General features: G+C 46.2%; 22 protein-coding genes and 1 pseudogene. 6 read left to right on the forward strand and 17 right to left on the reverse strand.

The annotated features are described in order from the left end of the window. Positions 1–10 precede the first annotated feature (10 nt). From CWE13_RS09550 to CWE13_RS09570, 5 genes are all read right to left on the reverse strand, one after another. Positions 11–2,305, reverse strand: a complete 2,295-nt coding sequence (locus CWE13_RS09550) for an ABC transporter permease subunit (RefSeq protein ID WP_126808127.1) — start codon at positions 2,303–2,305, stop codon at positions 11–13. Between the two features lie 30 nt (positions 2,306–2,335). Then, positions 2,336–3,310 (reverse strand): PstS family phosphate ABC transporter substrate-binding protein, encoded by a 975-nt coding sequence (locus CWE13_RS09555; RefSeq protein ID WP_126808129.1) that lies wholly within the window; start codon positions 3,308–3,310, stop codon positions 2,336–2,338. Between the two features lie 120 nt (positions 3,311–3,430). Beyond that, positions 3,431–4,738, reverse strand: a complete 1,308-nt coding sequence (gene phoR / locus CWE13_RS09560) for a phosphate regulon sensor histidine kinase PhoR (RefSeq protein ID WP_126808131.1) — start codon at positions 4,736–4,738, stop codon at positions 3,431–3,433. Then, entirely contained in the window at positions 4,738–5,424 is a 687-nt protein-coding gene (gene phoB, locus CWE13_RS09565; protein ID WP_126808132.1) for a phosphate regulon transcriptional regulator PhoB, read from the reverse strand. Before phoB ends, phoR begins: the two co-directional genes overlap by 1 nt. 127 nt (positions 5,425–5,551) lie before the next feature. Beyond that, the gene (locus CWE13_RS09570) at positions 5,552–6,592 is read right to left on the reverse strand and encodes a porin (protein WP_126808134.1); all 1,041 of its coding nucleotides are present in this window, start codon (positions 6,590–6,592) and stop codon (positions 5,552–5,554) included. A gap of 1,723 nt (positions 6,593–8,315) precedes the next feature. Here CWE13_RS09570 and CWE13_RS12760 point away from each other — a divergent pair. The 3 genes and pseudogenes from CWE13_RS12760 to srmB all read left to right on the forward strand — a co-directional run. Then, positions 8,316–8,555, forward strand: a pseudogene (locus tag CWE13_RS12760) (ATP-binding protein); the annotation flags it as partial. A gap of 147 nt (positions 8,556–8,702) precedes the next feature. Beyond that, complete coding sequence (rdgC, locus tag CWE13_RS09580) at positions 8,703–9,635, forward strand: recombination-associated protein RdgC (RefSeq protein ID WP_126808138.1); 933 nt, start codon at positions 8,703–8,705, stop codon at positions 9,633–9,635. Further along, entirely contained in the window at positions 9,625–10,929 is a 1,305-nt protein-coding gene (gene srmB / locus CWE13_RS09585; protein ID WP_126808140.1) for an ATP-dependent RNA helicase SrmB, read from the forward strand. Before rdgC ends, srmB begins: the two co-directional genes overlap by 11 nt. On the opposite strand, the gene CWE13_RS09590 is transcribed toward srmB, so the two are convergent. Further along, positions 10,924–11,304: a VanZ family protein gene (locus CWE13_RS09590; RefSeq protein WP_126808141.1), complete on the reverse strand. Its 381-nt coding sequence runs from the start codon at positions 11,302–11,304 to the stop codon at positions 10,924–10,926. The genes srmB and CWE13_RS09590 overlap by 6 nt on opposite strands. Next, complete coding sequence (gene thiI / locus CWE13_RS09595) at positions 11,276–12,742, reverse strand: tRNA uracil 4-sulfurtransferase ThiI (RefSeq protein WP_126808143.1); 1,467 nt, start codon at positions 12,740–12,742, stop codon at positions 11,276–11,278. Before thiI ends, CWE13_RS09590 begins: the two co-directional genes overlap by 29 nt. Positions 12,743–12,985: 243 nt before the next feature. Here thiI and CWE13_RS09600 point away from each other — a divergent pair, with 243 nt between their 5' ends. From CWE13_RS09600 to dxs, 3 genes are read left to right on the forward strand one after another with little or no spacing between them, the layout of a single operon-like run. Continuing rightward, on the forward strand, positions 12,986–13,243 hold the full coding sequence (locus CWE13_RS09600; protein WP_126808145.1) for an exodeoxyribonuclease VII small subunit: 258 nt from the start codon (positions 12,986–12,988) through the stop codon (positions 13,241–13,243). A 39-nt stretch (positions 13,244–13,282) separates the two neighbouring features. After that, positions 13,283–14,179, forward strand: coding sequence for a (2E,6E)-farnesyl diphosphate synthase (gene ispA, locus CWE13_RS09605; RefSeq protein WP_126808146.1), 897 nt, complete (start codon positions 13,283–13,285; stop codon positions 14,177–14,179). A 5-nt stretch (positions 14,180–14,184) separates the two neighbouring features. Beyond that, the gene (dxs, locus tag CWE13_RS09610) at positions 14,185–16,044 is read left to right on the forward strand and encodes a 1-deoxy-D-xylulose-5-phosphate synthase (protein ID WP_126808148.1); all 1,860 of its coding nucleotides are present in this window, start codon (positions 14,185–14,187) and stop codon (positions 16,042–16,044) included. Between the two features lie 41 nt (positions 16,045–16,085). Here the strand turns inward: dxs and CWE13_RS09615 are convergent, their stop codons facing one another. The 10 genes from CWE13_RS09615 to yajC all read right to left on the reverse strand — a co-directional run bounded on the left by CWE13_RS09615 (position 16,086) and on the right by yajC (position 24,239). After that, positions 16,086–16,580 carry a phosphatidylglycerophosphatase A family protein gene (locus tag CWE13_RS09615; RefSeq protein WP_126808150.1) on the reverse strand — a complete coding sequence of 165 codons (495 nt, stop codon included), beginning with the start codon at positions 16,578–16,580 and terminating at the stop codon, positions 16,086–16,088. A gap of 21 nt (positions 16,581–16,601) precedes the next feature. Beyond that, the gene (gene thiL, locus CWE13_RS09620) at positions 16,602–17,630 is read right to left on the reverse strand and encodes a thiamine-phosphate kinase (RefSeq protein ID WP_126808151.1); all 1,029 of its coding nucleotides are present in this window, start codon (positions 17,628–17,630) and stop codon (positions 16,602–16,604) included. Positions 17,631–17,643: 13 nt separating this feature from the next. Next, on the reverse strand, positions 17,644–18,063 hold the full coding sequence (gene nusB / locus CWE13_RS09625; RefSeq protein ID WP_126808153.1) for a transcription antitermination factor NusB: 420 nt from the start codon (positions 18,061–18,063) through the stop codon (positions 17,644–17,646). Positions 18,064–18,073: 10 nt separating this feature from the next. Further along, positions 18,074–18,538: a 6,7-dimethyl-8-ribityllumazine synthase gene (gene ribH, locus CWE13_RS09630; RefSeq protein WP_126808155.1), complete on the reverse strand. Its 465-nt coding sequence runs from the start codon at positions 18,536–18,538 to the stop codon at positions 18,074–18,076. A 145-nt stretch (positions 18,539–18,683) separates the two neighbouring features. Continuing rightward, positions 18,684–19,271 (reverse strand): 1-acyl-sn-glycerol-3-phosphate acyltransferase, encoded by a 588-nt coding sequence (locus CWE13_RS09635; protein ID WP_126808157.1) that lies wholly within the window; start codon positions 19,269–19,271, stop codon positions 18,684–18,686. A gap of 2 nt (positions 19,272–19,273) precedes the next feature. Then, positions 19,274–20,134: a DUF3014 domain-containing protein gene (locus CWE13_RS12520; RefSeq protein ID WP_157980956.1), complete on the reverse strand. Its 861-nt coding sequence runs from the start codon at positions 20,132–20,134 to the stop codon at positions 19,274–19,276. A 43-nt stretch (positions 20,135–20,177) separates the two neighbouring features. Further along, positions 20,178–20,954, reverse strand: a complete 777-nt coding sequence (yaaA, locus tag CWE13_RS09650; protein WP_126808160.1) for a peroxide stress protein YaaA — start codon at positions 20,952–20,954, stop codon at positions 20,178–20,180. A gap of 108 nt (positions 20,955–21,062) precedes the next feature. Beyond that, entirely contained in the window at positions 21,063–22,016 is a 954-nt protein-coding gene (gene secF, locus CWE13_RS09655) for a protein translocase subunit SecF (RefSeq protein WP_126808162.1), read from the reverse strand. A 12-nt stretch (positions 22,017–22,028) separates the two neighbouring features. After that, a complete protein-coding gene (secD, locus tag CWE13_RS09660; RefSeq protein ID WP_126808164.1) occupies positions 22,029–23,879 on the reverse strand; it encodes a protein translocase subunit SecD in 1,851 nt (616 codons plus the stop codon). A gap of 27 nt (positions 23,880–23,906) precedes the next feature. Continuing rightward, on the reverse strand, positions 23,907–24,239 hold the full coding sequence (gene yajC / locus CWE13_RS09665; protein ID WP_007420209.1) for a preprotein translocase subunit YajC: 333 nt from the start codon (positions 24,237–24,239) through the stop codon (positions 23,907–23,909). Positions 24,240–24,561: the final 322 nt, after the last annotated feature.

Consider the following 24,561-nt stretch of genomic DNA (forward strand, 5'->3'; position numbering starts at 1 on the left):
ATAGCGCCCCTTACAACGAACTGTATTTTTCACGTAAACGCTGGCGCACAAACTCGGCCACCGTATTAAACGCAAATGTGAATACAAACAACACAAACGCCGCGAGGAATAGAATTCGATAATGGGTACTGCCCACTTCCGATTCCGGCATTTCCACCGCAATGTTTGCAGATAAGGTGCGCATCCCTTCAAAGATATTCCAATCCATAATCGGCGTGTTACCTGTAGCCATTAGCACAATCATGGTTTCACCCACTGCACGGCCTAACCCCATCATTACCGCCGAGAAAATACCTGGGCTTGCGGTAAGCAAAATCACTCGCGTAAGTGTTTGCCATTCCGTAGCACCTAACGCTAAAGAGCCGCTCGATAGGTGTTTCGGAACACTAAATACCGCATCTTCAGCAATTGAGAATATGGTAGGGATTACGGCAAAGCCCATCGCTATGCCCACAATGAGAGCGTTGCGCTGATCGAAATCAATACCTAACGTGTTGGTGAGGTAGCCGCGCGTATCACCATCAAAGAACCAAAGCTCTAAGGTATCGCTCATAGCAAATGAGCCCCAGCCAATCAGCAATACTACTGGGATAAGTAACATAGCTGCACGGCCATCGGTTACCTTATTGCGAATATCATTCGGCAATAAATGCCAAAGAAACGCGGCCAGCAGAATAGAAATTGGCAGCAACAGCATGAAGGCTACGAACCCCGGCAGTTGATTCTCGATTAAAGGTGCCAACCAGAGGCCAGCTAAAAAGCCAAGAATTACGGTTGGTAGAGCTTCCATAATTTCGATGGTTGGTTTTACTACTTTGCGTAGTGCCGGTGTCATAAAATAGGCGGTATACACAGCTGCGGCCAAGCCAATTGGCACCGCAATCAGCATGGCATAAAACGCCGCTTTTATGGTACCGAACGAAATCGGCACTAATGAAAACTTCGGTTCAAAATTATCCGAGCCCGAGGTTGATTGCCAGGTGTAACCCGGCTCATCATAATTCTCGTACCAGATTTGCCCCCAAATACCGCTCCAGCTCACTTCCGGGTGCTCGTTATGCAATGTCATCACGTGCAACTCACCATCACTAATTGCAACCAAGTGATTTGCCCGTGGCCCAACAGCCGCTTGCTCTACCGATACACCGGCAGGGTTCCCTTTGAATAGCTCACGGTTTGATGTGGTGTGGAAAATACCCACTTCGCCAGTATCCGCTACCGCATAGAAACTGCGGCGATACTGTTCTGGCACGATATCAACAACTGCAGCGCCTAAATTGAAGCTACGAATAGGCTGAAATTGGCGTTCACCTTCGCCGCTTACTTCGAACCACTGGCTAATGTAACCAGAATCATGGCCAATCATTAATGAGCTTTCACCCGCAAGCAAGGCTAGCGAGGTAATAGCACCACGGGTGCCATCTGTTGAAATAATTTGGCTTTCGGTAATATTGTTCATATCTTGCAAGTTAAAGATGTGAACCCGTTGATCACCACTGCCATTAACCTGCACCATTAACTGCCGCAAATTCGGAGTAAGTAATAACTCACCTACTTCACCGCGCACCGGAATTTCTGCTCGTTGGCTGCTCCAGGTGAAACGCCGGGTCATCATGTTTTGGCGACCAGTAACACGGCTCACCACCAGGCGTTTATCTTCTGTAACTGCCGCGAACATCATACTTTCGCCATCGCGCTCAAACGCCAACCGCTCAATACTTGCCCCTTCACTATCGACAACCATTGGCTCGCTGCCATACGGCTTGGTTAACGAAGGTTCGATAGAGCGAATATCATTTGGGTAGGTAATCTGAAACTCGGGCCGAACAACTAGGGCAGACCCATTTGTATAACCTACTGCATAATCACCAGTAGCTTGGCTAGCCCGCGCAATTGCCGAAAGGCCAACTTCAGGGCTTGTTCCATGAATGACACTTGTTTCTAATAAAATTTCGCCAGCATTTCGTTTTACCGCGGAATCAGCATCGCGATCGTTATCAAGAGTGCGCAAATGAAAGAATACAAAGCGCCCGTCAGCTGTTACTCGGTATCCTACTTCGGCACGTGCTTCCATTCCAAGCATGATCGTTTCTGCATTCCCACCAGGAATTGCATAACGCTCACCCTCATCAATGGAGGCCGGTTTAAAAATCGGCAGCACCACGTAGAGCAAATAGAAAAAGATAAGTAGGAGCGCGATTAAAACCAAACCGCCGCCAAGGGTTACCCCAAAGCGAGCGGCACGGTCTTTAATTAGGCGCGTCCGACCAGCAGAAAACTGCGATGAGGTCTTCGACATTGCCATATCTAAATTAACCTTAATTTACTTGTTAACTTATTCTTCCCACAAACCTAGGGCACGCAAATCTTCTTCTGCAACTGCGGCAGGAAGCGGTACGTAACCATCGTTGTTTACAATTTTCTGGCCTTCATAAGATAGCATCAGTTTCACAAACTCAGCAGTTACCGGATCCAATGGACGATTCGGATGCTTGTTCACATAAACATATAAGAAGCGCGATAATGGATACTCACCGCTACCCGCTGTTTCAGCATTTACTTCAACGTAATCAGTACTGTTACCCCAAGCTAGTGGCAACGCGCGAACGCCTGATGTTAAGTAACCAATGCCTGAGTAACCAATTGCGTTCGTAGACGTTGAGATAGATTGCACTACTGAGGCAGAACCCGGTTGCTCGTTCACGCCATTTTTAAAATCGCCGCTGCAAAGCGCGGTATCTTTAAAATAACCATAGGTGCCTGATACTGAGTTGCGGCCATATAATTGGATATCACGCGTAACCCAGTTGCCGGTTAAACCTAAATCACCCCAACGATTTACATCAGAGTTAGCACCACAACGGCGAGTTGACGAGAAAATCGCATCCACTTGCTCGATGTTTAGCCCTTCAAGAGGATTATCTTTATGAACGAAAACGGCAAGCGCATCGATAGCAACGCGAATTTGCGTAGGTGGATAGCCATTGCGGCGTTCAAATGCTTCGATTTCACGAGGGCGCATGGCACGGCTCATAGGTGCCATATTTGATGTACCTTCCGCAAGCGCTGGTGGCGCAGTTGAAGAACCTGCAGCTTGCACTTGTAAGGTTACATTTGGATACGAGCGCTGGAATTCTTCTGTCCAGTACGTCATCAGGTTAGCAAGTGTATCCGAACCCACAGAAGAAACTGTGCCGGAAATACCACTAACACTCTTATACGGTTTTAAGTTTTCATCCACTTCAGCGTTCGCTGTACCTGCAATCAACACCGCAGCTGCGGCAACACTAAGCATCGTTTTAAATTTCATGGCCATCTCCGATGGGTTATTGAATTAACGATTATAGTTTATGGCTCAAATGTGACAGCATTGTGACAATTATGACAATTTTAATTCACGCCGTAAGAGGTGCAATAAAATCATTTAATTTCAGGATGTTGGAGAGCTTACTAATTCAGGTGGAATGCGAAAATAAAATTTACTACCCACACCCACCGTGCTCTCAACTTGTAACTTAGAACGATGATGTTCGAGTGCATGTTTCACTATAGATAACCCTAGCCCAGTTCCACCCGAAGCGCTATTTCGATCTTTCTCAACGCGATAAAAACGTTCGGTTAGCCGCGGAATATGCTCCAACGGAATACCAGGGCCTGAATCTATAACCGAAAACTCGGCAAAATCACGAACGAGCTGCCAGCTAACCTTAATATTGCTGCCTTCGGGGCTGTATTTAATCGCGTTGGTCAATAAGTTCATCCCGGCGCTACGTAGCTTATCCTCACTGCCCCACACCGATAAATCAGGCGTAATAGCGACATCAAGGTGCAAGCGTTTTTCCTGCATAACTGGCCCCAGTTCAGCAATGATATCGTTGAGCAAACGGCTCATTGGCACTCGTTTACTAAAGTTATCTTGGGTTTGCACTTCCATGCGTGATAACTCAAGCAACTGGTTTACCATTTTTTGCATACGCTGGGTTTGCCCCTGCATATCGTGAACTGCTTTCTCCATCATTTGTGGCGGCAGGCTTTCGCCATCTTCCAGCATTTCAAGATAGCCATTCATTACAGTTAACGGTGTTTTTAGTTCATGGGAAACGTTAGCAACAAAATCTTTGCGCATACGTTCAAGCTTGCGAAGCTGAGTAACATCGCGCGCGATCACTAATAGTTGCGTGCCTGAGTAGGGCATAATCCGCAGCTCTAGCTCACGTTGATCACCTGTCGGTGAAATCAGCGTAATCGCTTCGCGAAAATCGCCTTTTTCGAAATATTTGTTAAAACGAGGGTAGCGAATGAGGTTTGTAATGCGAATATTTTTGTCGGCGGGCCAGCGAATACCAAAGTAGATTTGCGCAAGTTTATTGGTCCACTCTAAACTACCATCCGCGCTTAGCACCATACCCGCATCAGGGATTGCTTCCGCAGCTTGGCGGAAACGTTGTAAAAGCACCGATAACTGCCGGCGCTTAAATTGTGCTCTACGCAGAGTACCGTAGATGCCATCGTAGATATCGCTCCAAGCACCCGGTGCTCTGGGTGGTAGCGTTGTTCTACTTTGCCATAACCAACGATTAAGACGTTGAAAAAAGAAGAAATTCCAAGCCACTGAACATGCCAGGCCAACCGCAAGTGCTAGCCACAGCTGTTCAAACACCCAGCCAACAACGAAGAATGGCAGCAGCCATAACAACAGCCGTTTGGCTAAGCGATATAAGTTATAGTGACGTTCCATTACCGCGTAGAGAACCGATAGCCCACACCACGCACCGTTTGTACCAAACGATCATGCCCGTGATTAGAAATGGCTTTACGTAACCGCCGGATATGCACATCAACTGTGCGATCTTCAACATACACATTAGTTCCCCATACATGGTCCAACAATTGTTCGCGGCTATATACGCGCTCAGGATGTGTCATAAAGAAGTGCAATAAACGAAATTCAGTAGGACCCATATCAAGCGATTCGCCATTAGCTGAAATGCGATGCGATACTGGATCTAATATTAAGCCATCGATATCAAGCAACTCATCAAGGCTCGTTGGATTGACTCTACGAAATACTGCGCGCATGCGGGCAATGAGTTCTTTGGGTGAAAAAGGCTTGGTCATGTAATCGTCTGCCCCAACCTCAAGCCCTTTGATTTTATCTTCTTCCTCGCCACGCGCGGTAAGCATAATAATCGGGATATGGCGCAGATGCTCCGTGGTTTTAATTTTCCGAGCAAACTGAATACCACTGCCACCTGGCAACATCCAATCAAGCAAAATCATATCAGGGTAAGGTTCTACAATTAACTCTAAACCTTGCTGATAATCTGCCGCTTGTAACGGCTGGTAACCATGCTGTTCCAGAACAAACGCGAGCATCTCGCGAATTGGCGCTTCGTCTTCGATAATCAGTACTTTGCTTGGCATAAGGCTCCACCTATCCACTTGTCAGTGTTGCTATTATGAGAACCATCTATGACATTTTTATGACGAATAAACATTTTTCTAACGATATGACACATTTAAGTAGTAACGCCACCCTAAAGATTACTAATTAAAAGCTCCACAATACGCCCACAGAAACAGCAAATGGATCATTGCCCGGTATAATCGTAAGCGTTTTACCATGGCCACCCCCTGATACGTTCGCCGTGGCGAATTGAGCGTTATCAGTGTGCGATGCTGTGGCGTATAAGGTAACCGCATCATTTACTTTACGGTTAACACCAAAGGTAACCATGGTGGCATCAAGATCATCGGTTACACTTGCCGTACGGTAAAACACTTGGGCTCGCAAACTATATTCAGCATTTAGTGCGTAAGCGCCTGTTATTCCGAACGCTTCTTGCGATCCTATTCCTTGCAAACCACTCGCACGTTGATAAAACACCGCATTCGTCCAGGCACCTTGCTTGCGAATCAAAGCCACTCTAGTGCCTTCCAACGCTTCAAGCCCTTCTCGATTCTGCTGCTCAAACCCGATAATAGCTTGCCATTCATTCAGTTGGTACGATAGCGAAGTACTAAACGTATCGTTATCAGTATCGGTATTGGCACCGGTTTGTTCACTTGTTCCGTAGTGTGCCATCCACGTTAAGTTGTATTTCGTTGGCGAGGTGTAATGCACACCGCTTTTCAGACGCCGATCAAAATTCATTTCGCCGCTACGTACGATGTTTCGCCCTTCACCCACTTGCTCACGAAATTGTTCAACCGCGTTCAGTATGCGCTTTACTGGAGAATCGTAATATCCGGCTCGTACTGTACCCCAGTTGCCTTGTAAGCCAATAAACGTGTTCCGTGCTGATAGTGTGCTCGCACCTTCAGAAACATCAACTGTGCGCTCAATCTGCCCTAATAGAACTAACTGGCTATCTAATTGATACCGCATCTTCACGCCGATTCGGCTACTGTTACTTGATACATTTAAACCACCATCGTCACCATCGTTGAGGTAATCCCCAGATACGTGCAGGCGGCCATAAAAAGATACATCCGGTGTCGTTTCACTATCTGCGTATGCAGATACAGGGGCCATGCAGCCAAGTGCACAAATACTGGCTACAAAGGGCGCCATTGATTTCGAAAGCATCATTTAATATCTCCAAAAAGTATTCAAGTAAAGCTTGAGCAGTGGGTTAATTTCACGAGAATTGCATCTTTATGACGAAAGTATAACGCATGGATGAATTTTATATATCCAAATCGTTATGCTTTTAAGTCTATTTTATGCACTAATTGTTTCAATTATATTACACCGGTGTTACGCCCCCGAAAATGATTCAGTTGCATTTCAAAATGCGAACCTGCAATCTATACTTCGTTGATTTCGCTTTACCCCAACACTACTGCACAAAGGTTATAGAATTTTCGTGAAACGCACAAAGAAGCAATCACAGCCGTTAGCTAGCAGAAGCATTGTTCGTACCTTGCTAACCAGCGTTCTCACTGTATATTTTCTACTCACTTTGGTGATTACTACTGGCCAGATAGCAGCAGAATACCAAAACACTCGAAATACCTTGTTGAATGATCTACGCAACCAACACTACACCTTTGCCGCAAGCATCGCCCGCTCGCTATGGGAATTTAACGAATTACAAACAGAAGCATTAGCAGAAGGACTGATTAATGTGCCCGCCATTAGCGGCGTGGTGGTTCGCGACGACCAGCAACGTATTTTAGTGCGTAAAGGCATCATCAACAATTCAACGGCGTTCGAACCACTCGATAAAGCTGGGCCGATTGCGGAAAGCCAAGGTACTTTTGGTTATTATAGCCCGCTAACCTTTGAGTTTGGTAATACCTCAGAAGTTGTGGGCGATGTTATTTTGTTCTCGAATCGCGATGTAACTATTGAGCGCCTAAAGCCCAGCTTAATACTGCTTATTTTTGCTGCCATTGTTAAAAGCAGTATCCTGATCATACTATTTTCCCTCGCTTTTCGCTTCTATCTGCGTACACCACTTGAAGAACTTATTCGGCAAATTCGAAACTTTGATCCTGAAGCTATGGATTCCTCCAGCATTCACCTGCAACAGTTGGAAAGCAACGAGTTTAGTGTGCTCGAAGATTCCTACAACGATTTATTGCAACGCTTAAGAGAGCACCAGCTCGAACTCGCCAACGCACAACATGATTTGGCGCGCGCTAATAGAAAGCTCGAAGATCAGAATTTAGTGTTGGCACAAGAAGTTTCCGAGAAAACCATGGGCATCAGCAACCTCATGCTTGATCTTGATCGCCGTCGGCACGATTTAGAGGTTCGCCAACAATCTCTTGAGCATGAAATTCATCAACGACGTATTACCGAATCGAAGTTAAAGCAAAGTAATAAAGATCTAGAGGAAAGTGTTGAGTTCTTGCAGCAAACCCGCGAGCAATTGCTCAACAGCGAAAAAATGGCTGCACTAGGTAACTTGGTAGCGAGCATTACGCATGAAGTAAGCACGCCACTGGGTATTGGCATTACGGCTTCATCATTCTTACAAGAAGAGCTCAAGAAAATAAAAGCACACCTGGCGGAAGGTGCAATTGATAACAAAGATCTCGCGGCCTGCCTAGCCAATGTCTGTGAATCTGCGGAGCTGATTGAAAATAACCTAACGCGTGCGAACGAGCTTATGCATGGGTTCAAGCAAGTAGCCGTTGATCAAAGTTCTGAAGCTATGCGCAGCGTTGAAGTTGGTGAATATGTGCAACGAATTATCAAAACGCTAAAACCAAAACTGCAGAAATACAATGTATCAGTGCACGTGAACTGCCCAACGATTCACGCGCAATTTATTACCGGAGCACTGGCGCAAATTCTCACCAATATGATCGTAAATAGCCTGAAGCATGGTTTTACCAACCGCAACACGGGCGAGATAAAAATCGACATCACATTGGCATCAAGCCAACTATGTTTTGCCTATTCCGATGATGGTGTAGGCATGAGTAAAAGCGCCTTAGAGCGTATCTTTGAACCATTCTTCACTACATGCCGCGATAGTGGTGGCAGCGGTTTAGGCACACACATCATTTATGATTTGATCACTGAACGGCTAGGCGGAGAAATCTCTGTCGATAGCCAACCTGATCAAGGTTTGCGTTATCAGTTCTCATTTCCTGTAACTTTAACCAACGCAAACTGACAGGCTGCCGATACTCAGGTATTATGCGGCATAATTTTTTACCCTAGTTTATTTGGAGCACCCGCAATTATGTGGTTTAAAAACTTGCGCGTTTATCAGTTTACGCAACCGTTCGCTTGGTCGGAAGAAGCTGAAAAGCTCCTTGAAGAACGGCGCTTTACCCCTTGCTCGCGGCAAGAACCTGCAAGTTTCGGTTGGGTTCCTCCAGTTGGTGAAGAAGATGGCCCGTTATTGCATCGCGTAGGCGATAACCTTCTGTTCTGTGCAAAGAAAGAAGAGAAAGTAATGCCGGCGAGTGCAGTGAACGCAGAATTGGAAACAATTCGTGAGCAGTTTCAGCAAGAGAATGCGCGGCCGATGCCGAGAAAAGAACAGCAAGCGATGAAAGAAGAGATTATTCATCGTATGTTGCCACAGGCTTTGTCACGTTACGCCGTTACTTGGGCCATGATTGATTTAACCAATCAAAAGCTCATGGTTGATACTTCAAGTGCCAGCCGCGCTGAAGATTTAACCGCATTGCTGCGCAGTTGTTTAGGCTCACTTCCCATCAAGCCTTGGGGTGCCGAACAAACAGCCGAAGTATTCTTTACCGAATGGCTGAAACAGCAATCAGCTCCTGCACCGTTCGAACTTGGCTTGGAAGCAGAACTTCGAAGCTTTGGTGAAGATGAATCAATTGTTCGTTTCAAACAACATGATTTAACCACTGACGAAGTAAGCTTGCACTTACAGCATGGTAAATTAGCTACACAAGTTGCGCTTGAGTGGGATGAACGGCTAAGCTTCCTGTTAACCGATGATTATGCAGTAAAGCGAATACGCTTTAGTGACGTATTAAAAGAGCAACGCGATGATCTCAATCCTGAGAGCCGCGCCGAACAACTAGATGTCGATTTTGCCTTGATGAGCGGCGAACTGAATCAGTTAATTATAGAATTGAACCGTATTTTTGCGGTTTCCGATAAAGCTAGCACGGAGTTGTCTGCGAATGAATCCTGAATGGGATCAGCTCGAACTTGATTCGGCATTAGTGAATACCTTGTTGGATGCGGGCTTAATGAAGCCTACAAAAATTCAGCAGGAAGTTATTCCATTAGCGCTTGATGCGCGCGATGTACTTGCGGCATCGCCAACAGGCACCGGCAAAACGCTGGCGTTTTTGTTGCCTGCTATTCAGCATTTGCTCGATTACCCCCGCCGAACTCCGGGATCTGCGCGTGTTTTGGTGCTGGCACCAACGCGTGAACTTGCAGAACAAATTGGCCGCCAATCAGAAATGCTCTGTGCTGCCGTAGGGCTCACCACTCTAACGGTTACCGGTGGCGTGAATTTTGGCAGCCACACCGGTGCGTTCAAAGAAAACTTGGATATCGTAATCGCCACACCGGGCCGTTTGCTCGATTATTTGGGCGATGAAAAATTCAGTGCTGAAGAACTAGAAATATTGGTGCTTGATGAAGCTGATCGCATGCTCGATATGGGCTTCCGCCAGCCGGTTGAACAAATTATCAACGAAGCTATGAATTTGCGCCAACGCCTACTATTTTCGGCGACCGCAGATCACCACACCTTAGCTACTTTTAGTAAGCAAGTGCTCGCGAAGCCTGAGTTTATTAACGTAGAGCCGCCTCGCCGGGAAAAAGGTAAAATTCATCAGTGGGTTCATATTGCCGACGATGTAAATCACAAACAGGCGCTAATCAAACATTTATTAGGTGAATTTAACGGCCGCGTTTTAGTATTCGTTCGCAAGCGTGAACGCGCCCATGAACTTGCTGAAGTGCTTCAACGCATGGGTTATGGCGCAGTAGCGCTCGAAGGCGGATTACCGCAAGATGAGCGGCAAAAGCGATTAAAATCATTCTCCGATGTACGCCAACGTATTCTTGTAGCAACCGATGTTGCGGCACGGGGCTTAGATATTCCAGATGTGGAACTCGTAGTGAATTTCGATTTACCACGCAAAGGCGATACGTTTTTACATCGTATTGGCCGAACTGGCCGCGCGGGTAAAACGGGTACCGCAATTGCGTTGGTTGAAGCGCATGATGCCGAAAACCTTGGCCGCATTGAGCGCTATTTAACCGAACGGTTAGAACGCCGATTTGTTGCTGAATTACGGCCGAAGTTTAAGTTTCCAGAGCCGCATAAAAAATCAAAAGCGAAGAAAAAGAAGAAAGCTGCGAAAGCCGATAAAACCGGCGCTAAGAAATCGACAAAGCAAAAAGGCGCTCGGCCAAATTTAAGTACCGTAAAGGGGAAAGTAGAACCCATTAAAAAACGCAGCTCATAAGCTGCGTTTTTTGTGTTTCTTGTAAGCTGCTCTAGCAATATAAAAACCAAGCACGCCTAGCATATCAGCAACAACATCCCAAATATCAGCCCCGCGCCCCGGTATATGGTGTTGCGCTACTTCAATGCCCATTGCATAAACGAATAATATCGGGAGTGCTATCCATAGCCGTGGTCGAAATGCTAAGTGCATAGTAGTAGCTAACACGAAGAATAAGCCGAAATGAACCACTTTATCCGCATGTGCAAAGCTAGCTATTGAGGGTGTAGGAGGTGTTTGCATAACAAACAACGCCGATACAACAACAACCACAATAATAAAAAGAATACGCCAAAACACGCGTGGTTTAATCCTTATTTGAATTCGTTTGCTCATAAACACCCGTATGCACAAACCCTTGTTCTTTAAGATAGATAGCCTGTAGGCGGCTCATCACACCTTGTTGGCAATACATTAAATATGTGGTGTTCTTATCTAGTGTATCCTGTTTGCGCGCGATTCGAAAAAAAGGAATGTGTAACACTTTGTGTTTTTCCAACTGCAAAGGCGCTAACTCTTCTTCGTCATCTGTACGCACGTCAATAATTACTGCATTTTCAGGAATACTATCTTGATATATGGTTGGGCCAGCAACCGGATTTACGCGAACTTCACGAATATCTACGGCGTTGCTCTTCGCAACTACTTCATTAATCAAACTATCCGGCAACACGGCCTGTTCCGTTTCTAAGATTAAATCAGGATTTACGCGCACGGAAGGCTGTTGCGAGATAACCCCACAATATTCTGGTACTACCGCCGATAAATGCTCAACACCAATTTTTCGAGCTTCATTCACAATATCTTGCTTATCACTCACAATCAGGGGCCGCAAAATAAGTGCATCGGTAGCTTGATCAATAATTCGCAAATTACTAAGGGTTTGGCTCGCTACTTGCCCAACCGCTTCGCCAGTAACTAACGCGTGGGCTTTCACCAGCTGCGCTACTTGCCCAGCTGCTCGCATCATCGCACGCTTCAGCATCACACCCATACTGCCTTGATCAGCGTGCTCAAGAATACGTTCTACTACTTCTGAAAAATCAACGGTAATAAATTTCACGGCGTGAGTGCGGGAGTATTTTTCCCAAATGAAATAGGCGATCTCGCGCACAGCCGCTTCATGTGCATCGGCACCCAAATTAAAGAAGCAAAAATGCGTGCGCGCACCCCGCCGAATCATTTGGTAGCTCGCTACCGCAGAATCGAAGCCTCCGGACATCAGGGATAACACGGTTTCTTGCGTGGGTAATGGGAAGCCCCCCAGCCCGGCAAAACGCAGTTCCACCATAGAAACGGTGTCATCGATAACGTGAAGCACCACTTCTTCTTGCGGATTCTTTAGGGCAACTTCTGTACCCGGAACGCGCGCCCGGATACCGCCACCAATATAGCGCGCCATATCAATCGAGGAAAACTCATGATTGCCTTTGCGTTTCACCCTTACCGCAAAGGTTTTATTGCTTAACCGCTGCGTTTGGCTCGCTAAAATCCACTCTAACAGTTGCTCAAACTCGGTTAGCGGGTGTTCGGAAACTTGTTCAAAATAAGCGATGCCAGGCGTTTGCTGCAAAAACTGAATAATTTTCGCGGTAACACTTGCATCGGCTGCATGATAAATATCGATACGATCCCAGCGGCTATTAACACGCACTGAGCGATCTAAAGGCTTCATAAGTGTGCGCAGATTACCCGTTAAAACTTTTAAGTGGCGCTGGCGCACCGAACGGCTTTTGATCGTAATCTCAGCATGTAAACGTACAATAAACTTCATGAAACCCTCAAACTTTTGTGCATTACTTATGGGTAATAACCGCAGTACACTATGTAGTACACCGTGCAGTACACCATGCAATAAACCATGTTACCAACCGAAAAATAGTGGGCGATTATAGCCGATTTGAGCGGTAGCAACCAGAATCAATGAATATCAGCTATATCGACAGCAAAAGCGGTGCAGATTCAAAGCTAGCTGTGGTATTTTAGCGTAATCGTAAGCAACTTCGAGAAAGCACCTATGAGTACTAAAGAGAACACCGAAGCATTGGGGTTCGAGCAAGCCATGGAAGAGCTAGAGCAGATCGTGAGCGCGCTTGAAGAAGGTGAACTACCTTTAGAAGAATCGTTAAAACAATTTGAACGCGCCGTACATTTATCGCGTGTGAGCCAACAGAAGCTTCAACAAGCTGAACAAAAAGTACAGGTTTTACTCCAGCAAAATGGAACAGAAAGCTTGGAATCGTTCGCTGACTTAAATACACCAACCAGCGAGTAATGGTTGTTTCCTACAGCTTATCGAAAGGCTAAAAAAGTAATGTCTGCTGAAGATCTACTATTTGCGCGCATTGATTACTATCGTCAGCGCCATGTAAGCTACTTGGAGCAAAAACTGCAACAACATGCTCCTGCAGAGAGGCTCCGAGCGGCCATGGCTTATGCCGTTTTACTCGGCGGCAAGCGGGTTCGGCCATTTTTGGTGTATGCCACTGGCGAAATGCTTGGCGTTGAAGAAGCAGTTCTTGATGCTCCAGCAGCTGCGATTGAATGTATACACGCGTATTCGTTAGTGCATGATGATTTACCCGCAATGGATAACGATACCTTGCGCCGTGGTAAGAACACGTGCCACATTGAATTTGATGAGGCAACTGCTATTCTCGCAGGTGATGCGTTACAAAGTTTAGCGTTCGAGCTATTAGCAGCACCACAGCAAACGATTTCCGCGAACCAGCAAGTGGCGATGCTTTCAACACTCGCTAAGGCGTCTGGGTTACATGGTATGTGTGGGGGGCAAGCGCTTGATATTAGCGCTACAGGAAAAACCATTACCACCACCGAGCTTGAGCAAATTCATCAACTGAAAACTGGCACATTGTTGCGAGCAGCAGTGCAGCTTGGCGCGTTAAGTTCGAACCAAGTGGATAATAGAACTTTAACGTTACTCGATCAGTTCGCAGAAGCGATTGGGCTCGCATTCCAGGTGAAAGACGATATCCTTGATGTTACAGGCACCACAAAAACACTCGGGAAAACGCAAGGGGCGGATGCCGCTTTAGAAAAAGCCACGTATCCGGCTTTGCTCGGCCTAGCAGGCTCAAATGATTTACTCCAACGCCTGCAAGAAAAAGCGCTACACGCGCTTTCATTGATCCCGTACAATACTTCTCTTCTAGAGCAGTTTACTGAATATTTGGTAACACGAGACCGGTAGTATATATGACGCAAAAACAGAACAACCTCTTTCCATTGCTACGCCTAATTGATTCTCCAGCGGATTTGCGCGGGTTACCGAAGCAAAAGCTAAATCAGGTGAGCGATGAGCTGCGTCAGTTTTTATTAAGCTCCGTAAGTAAAAGCAGTGGCCATTTAGCCAGTGGTTTGGGCACGGTAGAGCTCACGGTAGCTTTACACTATGTGTTCAAAACACCCTTCGATCATATCGTTTGGGATGTAGGCCATCAGGCCTACCCGCATAAAATCCTTACTGGGCGCCGCGATCAACTACACACGATTCGGCAAAAAGATGGCTTACACCCGTTTCCTTGGCGGGAAGAGAGTGAATATGATGTGCTCTCAGTTGGCCATTCCAGCACATCTATCAGCGCAGCGTTAGGCCTTGCAATCGCCGCCGAGAAAGAAGCTGAAAATCGAAAAACTGTTGCCATTATTGGTGATGGTGCACTTACCGCTGGCATGGCTTTTGAAGCCATGAACCACGCAGGTGATGTAGCGCCCGATATGTTAGTGATCTTGAATGATAATGATATGTCGATTTCAGAGAATGTCGGCGCTCTGAATAATCACTTTGCACGCCTTTTATCCGGCAAAGTTTATACGTCATTGCGTGAAGGCAGCAAACAGTTGTTAAGTGCAATACCAAGCATGCGCGAGCTGGTAAGCCGGGCCGAAGAACATGTGAAAGGCATGGTTACACCGGGCACTATTTTTGAGGAACTTGGTTTTAATTACATTGGGCCAATTGATGGCCACGATGTTGATGCGTTAGTTGATACCCTTACCAACATGCGCACCTTGAAAGGCCCACAACTGTTGCACGTGGTGACCCGAAAAGGTAAAGGCTATGCGCCAGCCGAGAAAGACCCGATTGGTTATCACGGCGTGCCAAAATTTGATCCCAGTATTGATTCACTGCCAGCGAAAACACCTACCATTCCTTCCTATTCAGCCGTGTTTGGCGAATGGCTTTGCGAAGTTGCACAAACCGATGAAAAGCTCATGGCAATTACCCCTGCTATGCGCGAAGGTTCTGGAATGGTGGAGTTTGCGCGCCGGTTCCCGAAACAGTATTTTGATGTCGCAATTGCCGAGCAGCACGCAGTAACCTTTGCCTCGGGTTTAGCTATCGCCGGTATGAAACCTGTGGTGGCAATTTACTCAACATTTTTACAGCGCGCCTACGATCAACTTATTCACGATGTAGCACTGCAGAATTTAGATGTACTTTTTGCAATTGACCGCGCAGGTATTGTCGGTGCCGATGGCCCTACCCATCAGGGCGCATTTGATTTGAGCTTTATGCGTTGTATTCCGAACCTCGTTATCATGACCCCTAGCGATGAGAACGAATGCCGCCTTATGCTCTACACCGGTTACCAGCATCAAGGCCCAGCGTCGGTGCGATATCCTCGAGGTAATGGTATTGGTGTTGAATACAGCCCCCTAGTCGCATTACCGCTAGGCAAAAGCCGAACCGTGCGCACAGGTAAAAAGCTCGCCATCTTGAATTTCGGTACATTGCTGAACGAAGCGCTTATTGCAGCGGACGAGTTAGACGCTACTGTGATTGATATGCGCTTTGTAAAGCCTTTGGATACCGAAGCGGTATTCGAAGCTGCTAAACAACACGATGTTTTAGTTACCGTTGAAGAAAATGCTATAAGCGGCGGCGCTGGCAGTGCCGTAAGCGAAGCATTAGCGGAAGCAGGCATTATGCAGCAGGTTATCCACTTGGGGCTCCCTGATAGCTTCATAAAACATGGTAGCCAAGAAGAAATTCGAGCAGAGCTTAAGCTTGATGGAAAAGGTATTGCCGCGCAAATAAAAGCCCGAATCTAGTTCGGGCTGTTTGCAAAATATGCGCTGAGTATTTGAGGTCTTTAGTAAAGCGGTATCCAGCCCAACGCCAACGCAATATGCATCAACACAAGCGCGAAGAAGCCTGCGAGCACATCGTCGATCATAATACCGAACCCGCCATCAACATGTTTATCTAACCAACGAATCGGCCACGGTTTCAAAATATCGAAAATGCGGAACAGCACAAAAGCCAGCAAAAGTGCCTGCCAACTTACCGGTATGGCTATCATTGCAATCATATAGCCGGCGATCTCGTCCCATACAATGTGTGATGAATCATGCTCGCCCATAGCCTTTGCCGTAGCGCCACATAAATAAACACCAATAATCGTTACAAATGCCACTACGCCGATATAAGCCGCAACATCGAGCGACGCAAACAACCAAACTAAAACAATACCGGGCAATGTGCCGAAAGTGCCAGGTGCCTTTGGTGCCAAACCCGAGCCGAAGCCGAACGAAAGAAAATGAATGGGTTGTTTAACGAGTTCCCGAATACTTTGTTTTCTTGCCATTGAACAAGCCCCTTTAAACCGTTAATCGCGTGAAGCGAAGTGGCTATACCCATCTAAATTAATATCTCGCGGCTGATTTTTCTCGAAAAAGCGCATTTCTCGCGAGCCATCAATGATACCCACACAGGTTACCTTAACACCCGCTTGCAGCGCCAGTGTTTCTAATCCACCACAGCGGCTCTCGGGAATGGTGAAGCACAGTTCGTAATCATCGCCACCCGCAAGCTGATATCGCCAGCCCTCTGGCCCTGAAATACTACCCGCGAATGCTTTTGAATACGGCAACGCATCTAATTGAATGCGCGCACCCACTTTTGATGCGGTAAGAATGTGTTTTAAATCACCGAGGAGGCCATCGGATAAATCAATTGCCGATGTAGCTTGGTTCCGCAATAGCTGCCCTAAACCAACTCGGGGAGTGGGATAAAATAAACGTTTCTCGAGTTCTGGTAACCATTGTTCGGGCACATTTACGCGCCCCTGTTGCCCTGCAAGAGCTAAAGCAGCATCACCAAGGGTTCCGCTCACGTAGATTCGATCACCCGGCTGAGCGCCGCTGCGTTGTAAATAACGGTCCGCTGGAACAATACCTTGTGCCGTGAGCGTTAGTGTTAGCGGGCCTTTCGTGACATCACCGCCAATTAACGCACAACGGTAGTAATCAGCCGCTGCAAAAAAGCCGCGGCTGAATTCCGCTAACCAAGCTTCGTCAATTGCTGGGAATGCACAACTTAATGATAACCAAGCGGGCTCTGCACCCATAGCGGCTAAATCACTAAGATTTACAGCAACTAGCTTGTGCCCTATCGCTGCAACTGGCACCTTATCATCAAAATGAACACCCGAAACCATGGTATCCGTGGTAATGGCGATACCACAATCACTTGGTGGAATCACCACTGCCGCATCATCGCCAATACCCACAGCTACATCGCGCCGACTTCGGCTTTGCGAAGTAGCAGAAACAGCAGAGCCGGTATCATTACCGGCTCCCTTGGAACGTTGGAAATATTTCGCGATTAGCGAAAATTCATCTGGCTGGATATTCATCTGCGAGGCTGAATTATTGGCGAGTAGAGCGCAAAGTATCTATGGCCTTATCAAGTACACCGTTCACAAAACGATGGCTATCATCAGCACCAAAGGCTTTCGCTAACTCAATAGCCTCGTTCATCACAACTTTATAAGGCACATCGAGGCGAGATTTTAATTCGTACGCCGCCACTCGAAGCACTGCTCGTTCAATTTGGTCAAGATCAACAAAAGGACGATCCGTGAATGGTGCGAGCGCTTGATCTAAATTTTGATGATTACCAGCAACACCTCGAACTAAATCAAGGAAGTAATCAACATCAACTTTGCTAACATCATTTTCTGATAAAAATTCAGCTTCAATATCTGAAATACTATTTTCAGATAACTGCCAAGAATAAACCGCTTGGAGCGCTAAACGACGTGCTTTACGACGAGCTGCAGGTTTCACTCTATTCTCCTTAAAGCTGTTCTAGCACGTTAATCATTTCTAAGGCACTTAATGCGGCGTCAGAACCTTTGTTACCATGCTTCACACCCGCACGGTCGATCGCTTGTTCGTCGGTATCTGTGGTAATTACACCGAAGGCAACTGGAATACCGGTTTCTAGAGCCACTTGGGCTAAACCTGAATTAGCTTGGCCAGCCACTAAATCAAAATGTGGTGTACCACCGCGAATTACTGCACCAATGGCAATCACCGCTGAGTACTTGCCACTTGCAGCGGCTTTTTTTGCTGTTACCGGAAGCTCATACGCACCGGGCACTTTTACAATCGTAATATGCTCAGGTTTAATTTGGCCGATTCGTACTAACGTATCAACCGCACCTTCCATCAGTTTTTCAACGATGAAACTATTAAAACGAGATACAACAATAGCTACTTTTTTACCAGGTGCCGCAACACCAGCTTCGATAACGTTCATGATCAATCCTTTCAACTCACCACAGAGTTTATTCACACTATGCTGGCCCCATTCATACGAATGGGTTAAGCCTGTTTTCAATTAGGCGCGAAGAATAGCATAATTTATCGTTGATCGGTAAATATACACGCGCAGAATTGGCCATTTACTGCAGTTCGGGGTTCTTTCCGGTTGCTTTATTCGTGAAGCTTTTAATCCGTGTTAACGCCGCTTCGGTATCGTCACCAACTTCCATAGGCGCACTGATTAAAATTGAGCGCGTAGCAAAACAAAACGCCACCGGCACTACCGGCACGTTGGCGTTACTCGCCATATGCAAAAAGCCTTTTTTCCACTCAGTTACTTTGCTCCGGGTTCCTTCTGGTGCAATAACTACCACTAACTGCTCGCGCTCTTGGAATTGTTGAACAATTTGGCCAACAACGCCGTGTGCACTGTGTCGCTGCACCGGAATACCACCGAGCCACGTAAGCACGCCTTTCACCGGGAACACAAAAATTGAGTGTTTACCAAGAAACGATAAGCGCAAGCCGAGCGCTAACTTTACGCATAAACCTACAAAAAAATCCCAGTTAGAGGTATGAGGAGCTACCGGAATAATCGCTTTCGGGATATCCGGTAATTCACCAATAATTTTCCAACCACCAAATAACTTCAGCCCTACACGGCCAACCCAGCGGCTAAATTTGTTACCTCGAGTTGGCAGAAACTGATATGTAGAAGGATGCCGCATCACTACTGCTGAAGCCTTTGCCGAATCTCACGTAACTTAGATTTCACCAAAGCACGGTTATCCGGACCAATGCGCAGCATTTGCTTCTGCGCGGCCGGTAAATTTTCCAATTCTGGATCGGCATAGGTGTACATCACTTCTTCATCGCTCAACGCCAACAAACCTCTTGGCTCGGGCGTATCAAGCAGAATAGCAATGGCATCTAAAACACGCTCTTCAAAATTCATTCCTGGCTCTTTGATTTCGCCAAATGCTTCCTCGAATAGAGGCTGGAAGCGCTCATACTGCGAAACCAAAATATCGGTATCCATTTCATAGAACCAGCTAACAATATCGTTGTAACGGCTATAACTACGCTCATCCACGTATATTTGGCCATCAATCTGCTGCACGATAAATCGAGATTGCGGGCCATTGATTACCGCCGCTTCACGAACAACCTCGCCTCTGGCCATATTATCAACAAACACCACGAACTTTCTGAGCATATTTTCTGATTGCACAGGCTGCGTGTTGATATCCTGTTCCGCAAGCTCTTCAAGAACCACACTGCTGCCTTCATTCAACGAAGGTAACGGCTCTGGCTCAGGTTCCGGCTCTGGAGCAGGCTCAGGCTCAACTACCGGTTCTGGCTCGGGTTCTGGCTCAGGCTCGGGTTCCGGTTCTGGCTCTGGTTCAGGTTCTGGCTCACTAACTTGTTCTACCGGTTGCGGAGTTGGCTCGGGTTCTGGCTCACCACCGCGGGTTAGCCAAAGCGCAATAATAACGATAAGAATAACGGCAATAGCAGCGCCAATAATACGTTGCTGTTTCTGTTTATTGTCGCTGTGTTGGATATCATCGGATTGTTCTTGCGTATCCATAACTACTCCTGTTGCAACCTAATCTGAATGCGAATCAATGTTATCAAGATAGTTCATTTCTGCGAAAAACGAGTTCTTTCTCCGAAGACATCGATTCATCAAAGTAATACCCCGCCTCTGAGAATGACCGCAAATCTGCAAGAGAGTTCGGCTTTTTCTCAATAATATAGCGAGCCATTAAACCACGTGCTTTTTTTGCGTAAAAGCTGATTACCTTTAATTTGCCATTTTTCGTATCTTTAAATACCGGTGTTACTACTTTTGCATTCAGTTTTTTCGTAACCACCGATTTAAAGTACTCATTTGAGGCAAGGTTAATCAGGATATCAGAATCGGTTTCGGCAATAGCTTCGTTTAGTTTTTCGGTAATACGATCGCCCCAAAAACTATATAGATCTTTACCCCGAGGATTACTCAGCTTGGTGCCCATCTCTAAACGGTATGGTTGCATTAAATCTAATGGCTTCAATACACCATATAAGCCCGAGAGTATGCGCATATGCTGCTGGCCGTACTGCCAATCTGCACTTGATAGTGAGGCTGCATCAAGGCCTGTGTAAACATCACCGTTAAACGCAAACACAGCTTGTTTCGCGTTATCTTCAGTGAACGGCGTTGCCCACTCAGCGTAGCGCGCTGCATTCAAGCCCGCGAGTTTATCGCTAATACTCATTAGTGATGCTAAATCCTGTGGCGATAGCTCTTTACACACATTTACCAACGCCGCTGCATCATCAAGCATTTCCGGTTGGGTAAAGTTGTCAATTGGTGCTGGTGTCTCGTAATCTAAATTCTTAGCTGGGGAAACTACAAATAACATAACTCTCATACCTCGTTACATATCATGTTTAAAGGTTACCACAGGAAAAAGCAAAAAACCCCCAACACCGTGGGCATTGAGGGCTTTTATCGAGTTCAGCAGCAAGTACTATAAATAGTTATCTTGCTCTTCACCTTCTTTCTCAATTTCAGGCGGCATTAAATCATCACGTGAAATACCCATAGCCAATACTAACGTACTGCGGGTGAATACGGATGAGTAAGTACCGACAATAACACCCATCGATAACGCTACCGCGAAACCAAATATCATCTGGCCACCGAAGAACATAAGCACCAACAACACCAATAATGTAGTGAGTGATGTTACTAATGTACGGCTCAATGTTTGGCTCAACGAGATATCGATAACTTCTTCCGGTGTATTCTTACGAAGTTTTCGGAAGTTCTCTCGAATCCTATCGGCAACTACAATACTATCGTTTAGCGAGTAACCTATCACCGCGAGTAACGCCGCAAGAATGGTTAAATCTACCTGCATTTGCAGTAGTGAGAACAAACCCAAGATCAAAATAACATCTTGCGCCAAACCCGCTACAGCACTTAGCGCTAAACGCCACTCGAAACGGAATGATACGTATACCAAAATACAAATAAGCGCCACTAACATCGCTAAGCCACCGGCTTCCGCAAGTTCTTCACCTACTTGCGGGCCAACGAACTCTACCCGGCGCACATCAATGCCACCGTCGATGTTACTTTGCAATACTTCTAGTAACTCATTACCAATGGTATCTGATGCGGCATCATCACGAGGTGGAATACGCACTAAAACATCGCGTTGGGTACCATAGTTTTGCACTACCGCATCACCAAACTCGTTGCCTTCCAGTACCGTTCGTAGCTCCGCTAAATCAGCAGGTTGCTCAAAGCCAACTTCAACTAACGTACCGCCGGTGAAATCTAGGCCCCAATTGAGCTTATTAACCGCGAGTGAACCCAAGGATAATAAAATCAAAACCACACTCAATATCGTTGTCCACTTATTAATGGACATAAATTTTAAGGGGTTATTTTCATCAATTTTCGTAATCTGAAACATGATTCGTTCCCCTTAAATCGATAGTTTCGTGAGGCGTTTTTGGCGGCCCCAAGCTAGGTTAATGACAGCTCGAGTACCGGCAATAGCCGTAAACATCGACGTTACAATACCGATCGCAAGCGTTACTGCGAAGCCTTTAATCGAACCGGTACCCACAGCAAATAGAATCAACGCTGTAATTAGAGTTGTTATATTCGCATCCGCAATGGTTGAAAACGCATTCTCATAGCCACGGGCGATCGCTTGTTGCGGGCTCCTGCCCTCAATCAGCTCTTCCCGTATTCGCTCGAAGATAATAACGTTCGCATCAACGGCCATACCTACCGTAAGAACGATACCCGCCATACCTGGCATGGTAAGCGTAGCTCCCGGAACCAGCGACATAATACCTATGATCATCACCAAGTTCGTTAACAGCGCTAAATTCGCAACCATACCAAACTTACGATAGTAGATACCCATAAACAGGAGCACTAACACAAAGCCAGCTACGATAGCCGTTAAACCCGCTTTTACGTTTTCGGCACCAAGGCTCGGGCCTACGGTTCGCTCTTCAACAATTTGAATAGGCGCAATCAATGCACCGGCGCGAAGTAGCAACGCAAGGTTTTGCGCTTCTTGTGCTGAACCCACACCAGTAATCCGGAAATTACTTCCGAGCACGGCCTGAATCGTAGCTACACTCACTACTTCTTCTACGCGTTCAAAGTCAATTGTGCCTTCGTCAGTTCTTTCATCCGTAGCAATAAATTCAATGAACACCGTAGCCATGGGCTCACCCACGTTCCCACGAGTCGCTTGAGTCATTAAACGACCACCCGCCGAATCAAGCGAGATATTTACCTGCGGTCGGTTACTTTCATCGTAACCTACGCTAGCATCTACAATATGATCACCGGTAAGAATAATGCGATTCTGCAGCAGCACTTGGCCACCGCCACGCATATCATACAAGCGGCTGCCGAAAGGAACTCGGCCGGCCATCGCATCTTGCAGATCATTTTCGGTATCTTGGAAACGGAATTCTAGCGTTGCCGTAGCGCCTAAAATCTCTTTCGCACGCGCGGTATCTTGAATGCCAGGCAGTTCAACTACAATGCGATCTTGGCCTTGACGTTGAATTACCGGCTCAGCGACACCTAGTTCATCTACTCGATTTCGCAGAATCGTGATGTTCTGATCAATCGCGTTAGCACGCGTATCTTGTAAGAACTGATCCGTCATCTCTAAGGTAATCATGTTTTGAGAACTATCCGTTCTCACATCATAACCTTCGTATTGATTCCGCAACGAACTCACAGCACTTTGATAATCTTCAGCATTGCGCAATTCAATAACAACGTCATTGCCTGATTCTTCAACTCGGCGATAGCGAACACGCTCATCGCGTAAGCGATCACGTACAGATGTCACCATTTGATCACGGATCTTCACTAAAGCCTCTTCCATGTCCACTTCCATTAAGAAATGCACACCGCCCCTTAAATCAAGGCCCAGCTTTAACGGTTCACCACCGATAGAATCCAACCAATTCGGCGTTGCAGGCGCTAAATTCAGCGCAACTACATAGTTAATTCCGAGTTCTGAAACAAGCATTTCACGTGCTGCAAGTTGTTCATCATCAGAATCAACGCGCACCAAAATTTGCCCATCTGCGTACTCAACACCAATTGGCTGAATGCCACCGCGCTCAAGTGTACGCTCTACTTGCCCGAGCGTATCGAGGGTTACTTCACCACTTCGAGTTGCAGAGATTTGTACGGCATAATCTTCACCGTAAATATTTGGCAATGCATAAAGGCCTGCGAACAGCACCACAAACATGATTACCAGATTTTTCCACAACGGATATCTGTTTAACACAAGTCCGTCCTTACAAGATTGAATCGATTAAAGTGTTTTGATGGTGCCTTTTGGCAACACTGCTGCAACTGCACTTTTCTGCACGGTTACTTCAACGCCTTCAGTAAGGGCGATAACCATAAAGTCATTATCTTCAGCTACTTTCACGATTTTACCGATTAAGCCGCCTTGTAATAACACTTCGTCAGTTTTAGCTAACGACGTAACTAATGATTTATGCTCTTTTACGCGCTTCGCTTGTGGACGGTAGATTAAGAAGTAAAAAATCAAACCAAACAATAGCAACATAATGACTAATGAGAAGGTGCCGCCTTGTTGGCCAGCTTCTTGGGCATAAGCGTTGGCAATTAAAAAATCCATAACTCTTCCTCTTTATATTTAGAATCAATACCTTAACTTGGTATTATTGATTTATAGGGCAAAATTAACGCTGTATTGTAACTGAACAGGGAACGAAGCGAAACGTTCGCAACCCACAGATATCGTATCCATAGCGCTAGGTATCGCATGGAAACGCTGAAAAACTGCGATTCACATTATCCGTCCTGCCTATATGCGGTCCGTTTCTATTAAAAACAACCTATATGTAAACAATTTATTGAATAGTTATGCCCCGCACTAAGCTTTTGCTAAACTCTAGCCATCGCCTTTTCGCTACAGCACTACCTTCTCGGAGCCCACA

It is taken from the genome of Aliidiomarina shirensis, assembly GCF_003987345.1.
GTDB classification, from domain to species: Bacteria; Pseudomonadota; Gammaproteobacteria; order Enterobacterales; family Alteromonadaceae; genus Aliidiomarina; species Aliidiomarina shirensis.

Excerpts from the sequence above, each read along its gene's own strand:
- CWE13_RS09550 (WP_126808127.1), bottom strand. The coding sequence starts at position 2,305 with ATGGCAATGTCGAAGACCTCATCGCAGTTTTCTGCTGGTCGGACGCGC.
- CWE13_RS09555 (WP_126808129.1), bottom strand. The coding sequence starts at position 3,310 with ATGAAATTTAAAACGATGCTTAGTGTTGCCGCAGCTGCGGTGTTGATT.
- phoR (WP_126808131.1), bottom strand. The coding sequence starts at position 4,738 with ATGGAACGTCACTATAACTTATATCGCTTAGCCAAACGGCTGTTGTTA.
- phoB (WP_126808132.1), bottom strand. The coding sequence starts at position 5,424 with ATGCCAAGCAAAGTACTGATTATCGAAGACGAAGCGCCAATTCGCGAG.
- CWE13_RS09570 (WP_126808134.1), bottom strand. The coding sequence starts at position 6,592 with ATGATGCTTTCGAAATCAATGGCGCCCTTTGTAGCCAGTATTTGTGCA.
- rdgC (WP_126808138.1), top strand. The coding sequence starts at position 8,703 with ATGTGGTTTAAAAACTTGCGCGTTTATCAGTTTACGCAACCGTTCGCT.
- srmB (WP_126808140.1), top strand. The coding sequence starts at position 9,625 with ATGAATCCTGAATGGGATCAGCTCGAACTTGATTCGGCATTAGTGAAT.
- CWE13_RS09590 (WP_126808141.1), bottom strand. The coding sequence starts at position 11,304 with ATGAGCAAACGAATTCAAATAAGGATTAAACCACGCGTGTTTTGGCGT.
- thiI (WP_126808143.1), bottom strand. The coding sequence starts at position 12,742 with ATGAAGTTTATTGTACGTTTACATGCTGAGATTACGATCAAAAGCCGT.
- CWE13_RS09600 (WP_126808145.1), top strand. The coding sequence starts at position 12,986 with ATGAGTACTAAAGAGAACACCGAAGCATTGGGGTTCGAGCAAGCCATG.
- ispA (WP_126808146.1), top strand. The coding sequence starts at position 13,283 with ATGTCTGCTGAAGATCTACTATTTGCGCGCATTGATTACTATCGTCAG.
- dxs (WP_126808148.1), top strand. The coding sequence starts at position 14,185 with ATGACGCAAAAACAGAACAACCTCTTTCCATTGCTACGCCTAATTGAT.
- CWE13_RS09615 (WP_126808150.1), bottom strand. The coding sequence starts at position 16,580 with ATGGCAAGAAAACAAAGTATTCGGGAACTCGTTAAACAACCCATTCAT.
- thiL (WP_126808151.1), bottom strand. The coding sequence starts at position 17,630 with ATGAATATCCAGCCAGATGAATTTTCGCTAATCGCGAAATATTTCCAA.
- ribH (WP_126808155.1), bottom strand. The coding sequence starts at position 18,538 with ATGAACGTTATCGAAGCTGGTGTTGCGGCACCTGGTAAAAAAGTAGCT.
- CWE13_RS09635 (WP_126808157.1), bottom strand. The coding sequence starts at position 19,271 with ATGCGGCATCCTTCTACATATCAGTTTCTGCCAACTCGAGGTAACAAA.
- CWE13_RS12520 (WP_157980956.1), bottom strand. The coding sequence starts at position 20,134 with ATGGATACGCAAGAACAATCCGATGATATCCAACACAGCGACAATAAA.
- yaaA (WP_126808160.1), bottom strand. The coding sequence starts at position 20,954 with ATGTTATTTGTAGTTTCCCCAGCTAAGAATTTAGATTACGAGACACCA.
- secF (WP_126808162.1), bottom strand. The coding sequence starts at position 22,016 with ATGTTTCAGATTACGAAAATTGATGAAAATAACCCCTTAAAATTTATG.
- yajC (WP_007420209.1), bottom strand. The coding sequence starts at position 24,239 with ATGGATTTTTTAATTGCCAACGCTTATGCCCAAGAAGCTGGCCAACAA.